Source organism: Gordonia hydrophobica NBRC 16057 (assembly GCF_001592365.1).
GTDB lineage: Bacteria > Actinomycetota > Actinomycetes > Mycobacteriales > Mycobacteriaceae > Gordonia > Gordonia hydrophobica.
The window spans coordinates 147579-157897 of the sequence record NZ_BCWU01000010.1 but is presented as its reverse complement, the minus strand read 5'-3'; the positions used below and the strand labels follow the sequence as shown (position 1 = coordinate 157897).

At 64.0% G+C, this 10319-nt stretch carries 11 protein-coding genes; 6 read left to right on the top strand and 5 right to left on the bottom strand.

Annotated elements, in window-relative coordinates:
• From GH2_RS16760 to GH2_RS16735, 6 genes are all read left to right on the top strand, one after another.
• Positions 1–908: ResA-like WAxxUGC motif-containing protein (locus tag GH2_RS16760; protein ID WP_066170554.1), on the top strand; the 908-nt coding region annotated here is incomplete at its 5' end.
• A gap of 205 nt (positions 909–1113) precedes the next feature.
• Entirely contained in the window at positions 1114–2184 is a 1071-nt protein-coding gene (locus GH2_RS16755; RefSeq protein WP_084247577.1) for a phosphotransferase family protein, read from the top strand.
• 1 nt (position 2185) lies between these two features.
• On the top strand, positions 2186–2947 hold the full coding sequence (locus GH2_RS16750) for an SDR family NAD(P)-dependent oxidoreductase (protein WP_066170552.1): 762 nt from the start codon (positions 2186–2188) through the stop codon (positions 2945–2947).
• Positions 2948–2969: 22 nt separating this feature from the next.
• The gene (locus tag GH2_RS16745) at positions 2970–4289 is read left to right on the top strand and encodes an acyl-CoA dehydrogenase family protein (RefSeq protein WP_066170549.1); all 1320 of its coding nucleotides are present in this window, start codon (positions 2970–2972) and stop codon (positions 4287–4289) included.
• Positions 4290–4332: 43 nt separating this feature from the next.
• Positions 4333–4944: a TetR/AcrR family transcriptional regulator gene (locus tag GH2_RS16740; RefSeq protein WP_066170621.1), complete on the top strand. Its 612-nt coding sequence runs from the start codon at positions 4333–4335 to the stop codon at positions 4942–4944.
• A 9-nt stretch (positions 4945–4953) separates the two neighbouring features.
• Positions 4954–5922, top strand: coding sequence for an NADPH:quinone oxidoreductase family protein (locus tag GH2_RS16735; RefSeq protein WP_066170546.1), 969 nt, complete (start codon positions 4954–4956; stop codon positions 5920–5922).
• Between the two features lie 8 nt (positions 5923–5930).
• On the opposite strand, the gene GH2_RS16730 is transcribed toward GH2_RS16735, so the two are convergent.
• The 5 genes from GH2_RS16730 to GH2_RS16710 are packed head-to-tail and all read right to left on the bottom strand — an operon-like array spanning position 5931 to position 10261.
• Complete coding sequence (locus GH2_RS16730; RefSeq protein ID WP_066170543.1) at positions 5931–6746, bottom strand: enoyl-CoA hydratase/isomerase family protein; 816 nt, start codon at positions 6744–6746, stop codon at positions 5931–5933.
• A 7-nt stretch (positions 6747–6753) separates the two neighbouring features.
• Positions 6754–7677, bottom strand: coding sequence for an SDR family NAD(P)-dependent oxidoreductase (locus GH2_RS16725; RefSeq protein WP_066170540.1), 924 nt, complete (start codon positions 7675–7677; stop codon positions 6754–6756).
• 54 nt (positions 7678–7731) lie between these two features.
• Positions 7732–8172: a Zn-ribbon domain-containing OB-fold protein gene (locus GH2_RS16720; RefSeq protein WP_157086127.1), complete on the bottom strand. Its 441-nt coding sequence runs from the start codon at positions 8170–8172 to the stop codon at positions 7732–7734.
• 2 nt (positions 8173–8174) lie between these two features.
• Positions 8175–8981: an enoyl-CoA hydratase/isomerase family protein gene (locus tag GH2_RS16715; RefSeq protein WP_066170618.1), complete on the bottom strand. Its 807-nt coding sequence runs from the start codon at positions 8979–8981 to the stop codon at positions 8175–8177.
• A gap of 14 nt (positions 8982–8995) precedes the next feature.
• Complete coding sequence (locus GH2_RS16710) at positions 8996–10261, bottom strand: cytochrome P450 (RefSeq protein WP_066170534.1); 1266 nt, start codon at positions 10259–10261, stop codon at positions 8996–8998.
• Positions 10262–10319: the final 58 nt, after the last annotated feature.

Below are 10319 nucleotides of genomic sequence, written 5' to 3'. Positions count from 1 at the left end.
AGATGCTCACCACCGCCCAAGCACCCGAGATAGAATTGCCGACGTTCGACGGCGGCACCTTCGCGTTGTCGAGTCTGCTGGGCACCCGGGTCATTCTCGTGGCCTGGGCGTCGTGGTGCGGGTGCGCGCATGATCTTCCGCTATGGCAGGAACTGCGCGAGCGCATTCGCCCGCTTGGCGTTGAGATCGTGACTGTCGCGATGGATACGGCGGGCCCGGAGGCCGGCCGACAGTTCGTCGAGAGGGCCGCCCCTCGACATCCGGCACTGATCGATGTGGCTCACATCCTCGGCGAACGACTCGGAGTGACCAATGTGCCCAGTGGTATCTGGATCGACGAAGACGGGATGATCGTGCGGCCTCCCGAAACCGCGTTTCCGGGACGTGCGGTGGTCTTCGAAGAACTACGACAGGCCGACCTCGAACGGGAAACCAACGAAACCGGCAACTCCCTGACGCTGACCCGTGAAGTACTCAAGAGCGACGAGGAGGGGTTGACGCCCGAGGTACTCGAACGCCTCGAGATGACCAGAGGAATCGCTGCCGCCGCGGAACCCGAGCTCTACCTCGAGATGGTGCTCGACTGGGCACACGCAGGACGATCCAGCAAGTACGTCCTATCGGCCGAAGACGTTGTCGAACGCTCCAGTCCCAGAACACTCGATGTTGCCACTGCAGCAGCACATTTCGAGATCGGACAGCATCTGCAGAACGCCGGCGACCACGCCGGTGCGGTCGCACACTGGCGGCGGGCCCACGAACTTCAGCCACTCAACTGGACATACAAGCGCCAGGCTTGGCGGTACGAGTACGGAGAGGACGGAGACCCGTCGCTCTACGACGGCAGCATGGAGAAGGACCTTCGCGAAGTCGGACCCGGGAACTACTTTCACAAACTTCGACCGTGACAGCCCGCCGATCTGGTGACCGTCTACATCGATAGGTTGTGACGTCGCGGATCCGGCGGAGGCTTACTGCGGAGGACGGGCGGCGACGATCTCGCGGGACGCGGCCATACCCGCATCGGCAACGACCTTCCTCGCGGGGCGCGACCCGGTGTTGCTCTTGCTGCGCCGCGATGGATTGACGATAGTGCACTCGTTGACCTCCTAAATGGAGAATGTTATTCTCCATTTTGAATCGTTGCCGATCCGGGAGGTACCTGTGGAGGACCCAGAAGACCACACCGCACTGGCGAGGTGGCTCGACGATGTCGGAGCACCGGGCAATGGCGAGACTCCGGTGATCGAGCGCCTGACCGGCGGCTCACAGAATGAACTGTTCCGGGTGACTCGTGAGGGCATCGACGGTGTACTGCGGATGCCCCCGGCAAGTGCCGATTCCGCTCGACTCGACGGTCTGCGGCGCGAACTGCGATTGCTGTCCGCACTCAAAGGTTCTGACGTCCCACATGCCGAACTCATCGCCGGCGAGCCGACCGGAGACGTGCTCGGGTCGCCGTTCTATCTGATGAAAGCCATCGATGGATGGAGCCCGACTGCGCGGTGGGCCCCACCGTTCGACACCGATCTCGAAGCCCGCAGCGAGCTGGCATTCGAACTCGTCGGTGGAATCGCGCAGCTCTCCAAGGTCGATTGGCGCAATCGCGGGCTGACCGGGTTCGGTCATCCGGAGAACTTCCACGACCGGCAGGTCGACCGGTGGCTCGCCTTCCTCGGCGAGTACCGGTTCCGCGAGCTGCCCGGCCTCGACACCGCAGCAGAGTGGCTACGGAACAATCGACCGACGACATGGTCGCCGGGAATCATGCACGGGGACTACCAATTCGCCAACGTCATGTTCGCACATGGGGCCCCCGCAGAACTGGCAGCGATCATCGACTGGGAGATGACCACCATTGGAGACCCGCTCCTGGACCTGGCCTGGGCACTTCTGGGCTGGGACGGTGAAACACCCAGAACCGACTTCTACGTCGACCTCGAAGGAATGCCGAAACGCTCGGCACTGACCGCCCACTACGAGAAGATCAGCGGACGCTCCACCGCCGACCTGCACTACTACCTGGTGCTGGCCAACTGGAAACTCGGTGTAGTACTCGAGAAGAGCTACGCGGCACTTGTCAAGGGCGATCGTGCGGACGACAAAATCGAGACTTTCGGACCGCTGATTCTCGACCTGATCGCGACCGCGGCCGACCTGACCACCCAGAAGGAGAGTGCGTGAGATGGGATATGCAGACACCCTGTTCGACTTGACAGACCGAGTCGTCGTCATCACCGGCGGCAGCCGGGGACTCGGGCGCCAGATGGCCTTCGGCGCAGCGCAATGCGGCGCAGACGTGGTCATCGCCAGTCGCGACTTCGAGTCCTGTGCTGCGACCGCCGAAGAGATCGAGAACGCCACCGGCCGTACTGCGCTGCCCTACGGTGTGCATGTGGGCCGGTGGGACCAGCTCGACGGGCTCACCGATGCCGTCTACGACCGATTCGGTCGTGCCGACGTCCTTGTCAACAACGCGGGAATGTCACCGCTCTACGCGTCGTTGGCCGACGTAAACGAGAAGATGTTCGATTCGGTCGTCAACCTGAATCTCAAAGGACCGTTCCGTCTCTCGGTTCTCTTCGGAGAGCGGATGCAGAAGGCAGGCAGCGGTTCCATCATCAATGTGAGTTCAACCGGATCCATCCGGCCCACGCCCCCCATCATCCCTTACGCTGCGGCAAAAGCCGGCCTCAATGCGCTCACCGAAGGACTCGCCCTGAGCTTGGGGCCCGCGGTCCGTGTCAACACCTTGATGTCAGGGCCGTTCTACACCGACGTCAGCAAGCACTGGGACCTCGAAGCCACCAAGGAGGCGAGTAAGGCCCATGCACTGCAGCGGGCCGGCGACCCGCCCGAGATCATCGGCGCTGCCCTGTATTTGATGTCAGACGCCGCTAGCTACACCAGCGGATCGACCCTTCGCGTCGACGGCGGCATCCCGTGAACACGACGAAGGAGCTTTGACCATGGCCTGGGACTTTTCCACCGATCCGGACTTTCAGCGCAAGCTCGACTGGATCAAGACCTTCGTCGAACAGGAGGTCGAGCCCCTCGACGTACTCTTCCCCGGATGCGAGTATCTTCCGCTCAACGACGAACGCCGCGCCATCGTCGACCCGCTGAAACAACGGGTCCGCGATCAGGGGCTGTGGGCCGCGCACCTCGGGCCCGAACTCGGCGGTCAGGGTTTCGGCGCCGTCAAGCTGACACTCATCAACGAGATTCTGGGACGGACCGACTGGGGGCCCATCGTCTTCGGTACTCAGGCACCCGATACCGGCAACGCGGAGATCCTCGCCAGATTCGGGACAGCTGCCCAACGCGAACGCTATCTCGCCCCGCTGCTGGCCGGCGAGATATTCTCGTGCTTCTCGATGACCGAACCCCAAGGCGGCGCCGATCCCGGCGTCTTCACCACCAGGGCCGAACGTGACGGCGACGGCTGGGTGATCACCGGTAGCAAGTACTGGTCGTCGAACGCCGCGGTCGCCTCGTTCTTCATCGTCGTGGCGATCACCGACCCCGACGTGCCTGTCCACCGTGGTGCGACCACGTTCCTGGTACCCGCCGACACCGAGGGGCTGAGCATCGAGGACAGCCACCACCTGTTCGGCGCCCACCGGCATGAACCTGGGCATTCGCTCGTCCGCTACGACGCGGTCCGGGTCGGCGGTGATGCATTGCTCGGCACCGAAGGCGCCGGATTCGAAGTCGCCCAATCACGTCTCGCCGGCGGCCGGCTGCACCATGCTATGCGATCCATCGGAGTCGCGCAGAAGGCCATCGACATGATGGCCGAACGGGCACTGAGCCGTACGACCAAAGGCTCTCTGCTCGCGGACAAGCAGCTGGTGCAGGCAGCCATCGCCGACTCGTACACCGAACTCATGCCCTTCCGGCTCGCCGTCTTACATGCGGCCTGGCTGATCGATGAAAGGGGCGAGCACGCCGTACGCACCGACATCGCTGCTCTCAAGGTGCTCACCCCCAAAGTGCTCCAGTCGATCACCTTGCGGGCAATCCAGATTCACGGGGGTCTCGGAGCCACCGAGCAGCTTCCTTTGGTGGACATGCTGATGACCGGTATCGCACTGGGACTGGCTGACGGACCCACCGATGTCCACAAGCTGAACCTGGCCCGCGGTCTGCTCAAGAGCTACACCGCCGACGACCCACAATGGCCGTCCGAGTTCCTCGGCCGTAAGATCGAGGCGGCCAGAATCAAGTACGGTGACCTGGTCGGCGACGTACCGACGGTCCCAGCCGGACCTCCAACCGGACCGTGACCCCGCGTCCTTCTCGGCGCTTGTAGTCGTCACTAGGAGCAACATGAGTTCACGCGCGAGTGCGGCGGTCGACCGCGCTCTGGACAAGCGACAGCGTCAGGCGGCCGCCGACGTCGAACGGATCCTGGTCGCGGCGGCCACCGTAATGGAACGCACGTCCCCTGCCGCGCCCCGGGTCGCCGACATCGTCGCGGAAGCCGGTACGTCGAACAAGACCTTTTATCGGTACTTCACCGGTAAAGACGACGTCATCCTGGCGGTCATGGAACGTGGTGTGGGCATCGTGATGTCGTACCTTGAGCACCAGATGTCTAAGGAGCCCTCGCCTGTCGCGCAAATCGATCGATGGATACGAGGTGTGCTCGCGCAAGTAGGCGATCCAAAGCTGGCCAGTATCAGTCGTGCGGTCACCAGGCAGCTCACCTCCACGCCGTACTCGGGCCAGGAAGACCTACAACTCACCCAACCGCTCCGCGACCTGCTCTACGGCCCCGTGTGTGAGTCCGGCGTCGACGACCCCGCGCGCGGCACCGACAGCGTGTACACCGCGACCCTGGGGTTGATGCGCAGGCAGTTGTCCCTAGACGAGCCCGCCGACGCGGCCGACGTCGAGTACTTCGTTTCATTTTGCCTGAAAGGGCTTTCAGCAGGATAGGTCATCTCAATGCTCGCAGCGATTTGCCGGAGATACGGTCCGCCGGAGACGGTGGAGGTCGGCGACTATCCCGACCCCGTCGCCGCGCCGGGAGACGTGCTGGTGGCAGTCCGGTCGGCGGCAGTCAACTATCCTGATGTGCTCTCGCTGGCCGACGCCTATCAGCGGTCCACACCGCTGCCTTACGTGCCGGGAAGCGAGTTCGCCGGCGTGGTGGTCTCCGGCGGCGACGGCGTCGGCCTCGGCCCGGGCGAGCGGGTGTACGGGACCGTTCCCAACGGCGCGTTCGCCGAGTACGTCGCCTTGCCCGTCGACCGCGTCCAGCGCATCCCCGACGGCGTGGGCTTCGATGCCGCGGCGGGTTTCGGTGTCGCCTACACGACGGGGTACCACGCATTGTCGACTGCGTATCGAGTGCAACCGGGCGACTGGGTCGTCGTGCTCGGTGCGGCCGGCGGCGTCGGTCTCGCAACCCTCGATCTCGCACGCCATCTCGGTGCCCGGGTCATCGCCGCCGCGGCGGGCGAGGACAAGCTCGCGCTGTGCCGTGAGCGGGGTGCTGCCGCGACCATCGACTACCGAACCGAAGACCTGCGACAGCGGATCAAGGACTTCACCGGCGACGGCGCGCACGCTGTGATCGACCCGGTCGGCGGTCCGTCATCAGAACCTGCCCTGCGTGCCCTGCGCCGCGGCGGAACCTTCGTCACCGTCGGCTACGCCTCAGGCGAGATCCCCGCGATCCCACTCAACCTCGTACTGCTGAAGGGGATCACAATCACGAGCATCGACATCGGCACGATGTCCGTCCACCAGCCCGCCGCCGACGCAGAGGGACGTGCAGCGCTCCACGAGATGTTCGCCGGCGGTGCGCTCGAACCCTACGTGCAGCAGGTCTACTCCCTGAGCGAGTGCGCGGCCGCCCTTCGCCATGTCGCCGACCGCAAGGCTCTCGGGAAGGTGATCGTCCGCCCCTGATTCTCAGGTCAGAGACGGCCTTCGGCGCGCAGGTCCTCCGGTACCCAGGATGGTGAGCGCCGTTCTTTGAACGCTCGGTACCCCTCGACTGCCTCGTCGCCGACCAGACTCTGCCCCATCGCCATCCGGTCGAACAATCCTAGATAGGCGTCGAGACTCTTCTTGATGTCGAGCCTCGCGACCGGCGCCGTCTGACAGACGCCCGCCAGCACCTCGGTCGCGGACTCCATCAGTTCGTCGTGCGGCACCACACGTGTCACCAGGCCCCAGTCCAGCGCTTCAGCGGCCGTCAGCACCCGTCCGGTGAACATCAGGTCGCGAGTGCGGACCGGCCCGATCGTGCGGGCCAGGATCTGCGCATAGTAGGTATCGCTGATGCCGCGGAAGAGTTCAGGCACGCGGAAGGTGGCGTTCTCGCTGACGACGGAGACGTCGCTGCAGAGTGTGATCATGAAACCACCGCCCTGGCAGATGCCGTTCACAGCCGCGACCACCGGTAGCGGCGTGACGCGCAGCGAGTCGAACGGGGTGACGTCCATCCCCAGATGGCGTAGGTCCATCCAGTTGTCGACGCCGGTCTGGCCGAGGTCGCCACCGGGGATGAAGACGTCGCCGGTACCGGTCAGGATCAATCCGTGGATATCCGGATCGGCCTCGCAGTGAGCGATCGCGTACCGCAGACCGAAGTACATCGCCGGGCTCAGTGCATTCCGGGCATCCGGACGATCGACCGTTACGACGGCGAAAGGACCGCGACGCTCCAGCTTCAGGTACGGCGTGCCCAGCCAGTCCCCTTCGGGCGGCCGCGGCGACGGTGACGACATATGACTACTACCCTCCTAGCCGCAGGCCCGACGCCCGCGTAGCGAACACATCGACGCCCATGATAGTGCCGAGTTTGTTCGCGTCCCAGCGTTTTCCGCCGTTGGACACCGTGCTGATCGGCGTCCAGCCTTTGAGCCACTGGATGTTCTCGCCGAGCGCCTTGATCACCTGTCCGCTTACGTGGCCGGCCTCGGGGCTCGCAAGCCAGGCGACAACCGGTGAACCGAGCGATGGATCCTTGGCGTCGAACTCATCCTCGCCGCGCTCGTCGGGTTCGATCGGCGCTGCGGCGCCCGCCATGGTTGCCGACATCCGGGTACGTCCACCCGGGCTGATGGCATTGACCGTTGCACCGGTCGAGGCCAGCTCGAGACTCAACGTCTGCGTGAGGCCCACGATCGCTGCTTTGGCAGCACTGTAGTTGGTCTGGCCGAAGTGCCCTTGCAGGCCGGCACCGGAGGTGGTGTTGATGATGCGGCCGTACACCTTCTCGCCGGTGCTCTTGGATTCCTCACGCCACTTGCGCGCGACGGCACGGCTGGTCAGCCAGCTTCCGCGCACGTGCACTCGCAGTACGAGATCGAAATCGTCGACACTCATGTTCCAGATGGCTTTGTCGCGGACGATGCCGGCGTTGTTCACGACGATGTCGAGACGCCCCAGCTCCGAGTATGCGCGCTCGACCAGCCGGTCCACCGACTCCTCGTCACCGACATCGCTGAAGTCCGAGATCGCCTTACCACCGCGGTCCTCGATGATCTTGACGACATCGTCGGCCACCTTGCCGGTGCCCTCGCCGTCGAGGGACGTGCCCAGGTCGTTGACGATGACCGTCGCGCCGTGCTTGGCCAACTCCAGCGCATGGCCACGACCGATGCCATGTCCGGCGCCAGTGACCAGTGCAACCTTGCCGTCGAGCAACTTGCTCATAGGGTGATACTCCTTCGAAGAGATTTGGTGTGAGTGCGCTTGAATGCACGCGGCCTAGGCAGGCCGGAAGATGGTAGCCGTCAACTCGTCGGTGATCGACCGGAATCCGACTGTCACCGGCATTCCGACCTCGAGATCGGCGGTTTCGCATCCCTCGATATTGGTCATCAACCGCGGGCCCTCATCGAGTTCGACGATGGCGGCGACATAGGGCAGTCGCTCTTTGAACGGATGCAGATCATTCATGTACACGGTCGAGTACGTGTAGAGGGTCCCGTGGCCGGTGGATTCGAAGCTGGTCACGTTCTCGCTCCAGCACGATGGACAGAACGGTCGCGGGTAGTGGTGAACCTTGCCGCAATCCTCACACTTCGCGATGAGCAGCCTGCCCTCGGCAGCCGCATCCCAGTACGGTTTAGTCGCTGCTTCAACCGTCGGAATGTCGGCACGAGGCTTGGCCGGCTTGACCTCGTCCGGCTTAACTTTGTCAGTCATCGTCACCATCCCACGAACTCTGTCGGTCGCTTCTCCACAAAGGCCTGCACGCCCTCGCGGGAATCCAACGAATACGATTGGATCTCCTGGGCCATTGCCTCGGTAGTGAACGCTCCCGCTCGATCGACATCGGGCGACTCGTTGAACAGCCGCTTGGTCAGGCCGATCGCACTGGTCGGCGCCGCAGCCAGTCGCTGCACGTAGTCGTTGACGGCCTCGTCGAGATCCTCGGGTGCCACCACCTTGTTCACCAGGCCGAGGCCGAGTGCCTCCTGCGCTGAGAGCTTCTCGCCGAAAAAGACCATCTCCTTGGCCTTCTGCATCCCGATTCGCCGTGGCAGGAGGTAGGCGCCGCCGCCGTCCACGACCAGGCCCCGCTTGACGAAGGACTCGGCGAAGTATGCGTTGTCCGTCGCGACGACGAGGTCCGAAGCGTAGGCGAGGTGCGCACCGATGCCGGCCGCACCTCCCTGGACTACCGCCACCACCGGCTTACTGCAGTCCAGCACCGACGCGACGAGCCGCTGCGCACCGCCCATGATGGTCTTCATCGGGCCGGTGGTCCGCTTCGCGTTCTTGGCGCGTCCGTCGGCGAGCTTCATCACATCCGCGCCGGCGCAGAAGAGCTTGCCGTGGGCCCGGAGGACGACGACGCGCACCTCGTGGTCGGTACTCGCCTCCTGGAACAACTCGATCAGGGCGTTGCGGTCATCGGGCCGGATGGCATTCGCCGCCTTCGGACGATTCAAGTGGATCGTCAGGACACCGTCGACCTTTTCGCTCTGCGGCGTTTCCTCATCGACTGACACGTCCGGGGCCGCCGTCACTTCGCCACCGGGGTGTACTCGACGCGAAGGTGCTTGATCCCGTTCAGGAAGTTCGACCGCAGACGCACCGGCTCCCCCACCGTCTTGATGTCGGGGTACCGCTCGAAGAGCATCCGGAAGGCGACGTCGAGCTCCAGCCGGGCGAGATGTGCACCCAGGCAGAAGTGGGTGCCCGCACCGCCGAATGCCACATGCGGGTTCGGATCCCGGGTGATGTCGAACTTCTCCGGATCGTCGAAGATCGTCTCGTCGCGATTCGCCGACGTGTACCACATCACGACCTTGTCGCCCTCGAACAACTCGAGGTCGCCGAGCATGACGCCGTCTCGGGTGACCGTACGCCGGAAGTGGATGACGGGTGTCGCCCAGCGAAGCATCTCCTCGATGGCCGTGGTCGCATACTCCTCATAATCCGACAGCCACAGGTCGCGCTGATCCGGGTGCTGCGTCAGAACGTGCAAGCCGTGCGAAATGACGTTGCGCGTGGTTTCATTGCCTGCGCCGACCAACAGGATGAAGAACTTGGCCATCTCTGCCGGCGTCAGGTTCTCGTCGTCTGCGGCAACGAGTTGACTGATCAGATCGTCCTGCGGATCGGCGATCCGATCCTTGGCAAGATCATTGAGTAGCGCGATGAGCGCCTCACTTGCGGCGGTGACCGCCTTGTTGATGCCGGCGGCCGACTGGTCGGCGATGTACTCCGAGTCCGAAGCACCGAGAATCGTATTGGTGGCCTCGAGGATGAACTGTTCGTGCTCACGAGGGATGCCGAGCAGGTTATCGATGATGCGCAGTGGCAGCAGCGCCGCGAACTCCTCGACGAAGTCAGCCTCGCCGGTCTCCGACATCTGGTCGAGGATCTCGCTGACGGTGTCCTCGATCTCGTCACGCAGCCCCGAAAGGTTGCGGGCGGTGAACCCCCGCGACACGATCTTGCGAAGCCGGGCATGCTCCGGATTGTCCATGTCGATGATGGACCCGCGATACTCCCGGAGTTCAGCCGGCTGGTCGAAGATCTGTGTCCCACCGAGGCCCGAAGAGAAGTCCTCAGGCCGCCTGCTCACCTCGAGGATGTCCTCATAGGTGGTCACCGCCCAGAATCCCTTGGCGCGCCCACCTTCCTCAGCCGGCCCCATGGGGACGAACATCCGCGGGCGATCGCGGCGCAGGGCAGCGAACTCCGCGTCTCGTTCGGCTGGCGACCGCTGCCACCAGGAAAGGTCATGCAAGGGAGTCGACGCGATCTCGTCTGTTTTAGTCATGGGCACCGCCTTTGATAGATATGCTGGGTTCATTCTGGCATTACCGTCACGTTTTGGC

Bases quoted from the DNA above. Each gene is read 5' to 3' on its own strand.
- GH2_RS16755 (WP_084247577.1), top strand. From the start codon at position 1,114: ATGGAGAATGTTATTCTCCATTTTGAATCGTTGCCGATCCGGGAGGTA.
- GH2_RS16750 (WP_066170552.1), top strand. From the start codon at position 2,186: ATGGGATATGCAGACACCCTGTTCGACTTGACAGACCGAGTCGTCGTC.
- GH2_RS16745 (WP_066170549.1), top strand. From the start codon at position 2,970: ATGGCCTGGGACTTTTCCACCGATCCGGACTTTCAGCGCAAGCTCGAC.
- GH2_RS16740 (WP_066170621.1), top strand. From the start codon at position 4,333: ATGAGTTCACGCGCGAGTGCGGCGGTCGACCGCGCTCTGGACAAGCGA.
- GH2_RS16735 (WP_066170546.1), top strand. From the start codon at position 4,954: ATGCTCGCAGCGATTTGCCGGAGATACGGTCCGCCGGAGACGGTGGAG.
- GH2_RS16730 (WP_066170543.1), bottom strand. From the start codon at position 6,746: ATGTCGTCACCGTCGCCGCGGCCGCCCGAAGGGGACTGGCTGGGCACG.
- GH2_RS16725 (WP_066170540.1), bottom strand. From the start codon at position 7,677: ATGAGCAAGTTGCTCGACGGCAAGGTTGCACTGGTCACTGGCGCCGGA.
- GH2_RS16720 (WP_157086127.1), bottom strand. From the start codon at position 8,172: ATGACTGACAAAGTTAAGCCGGACGAGGTCAAGCCGGCCAAGCCTCGT.
- GH2_RS16710 (WP_066170534.1), bottom strand. From the start codon at position 10,261: ATGACTAAAACAGACGAGATCGCGTCGACTCCCTTGCATGACCTTTCC.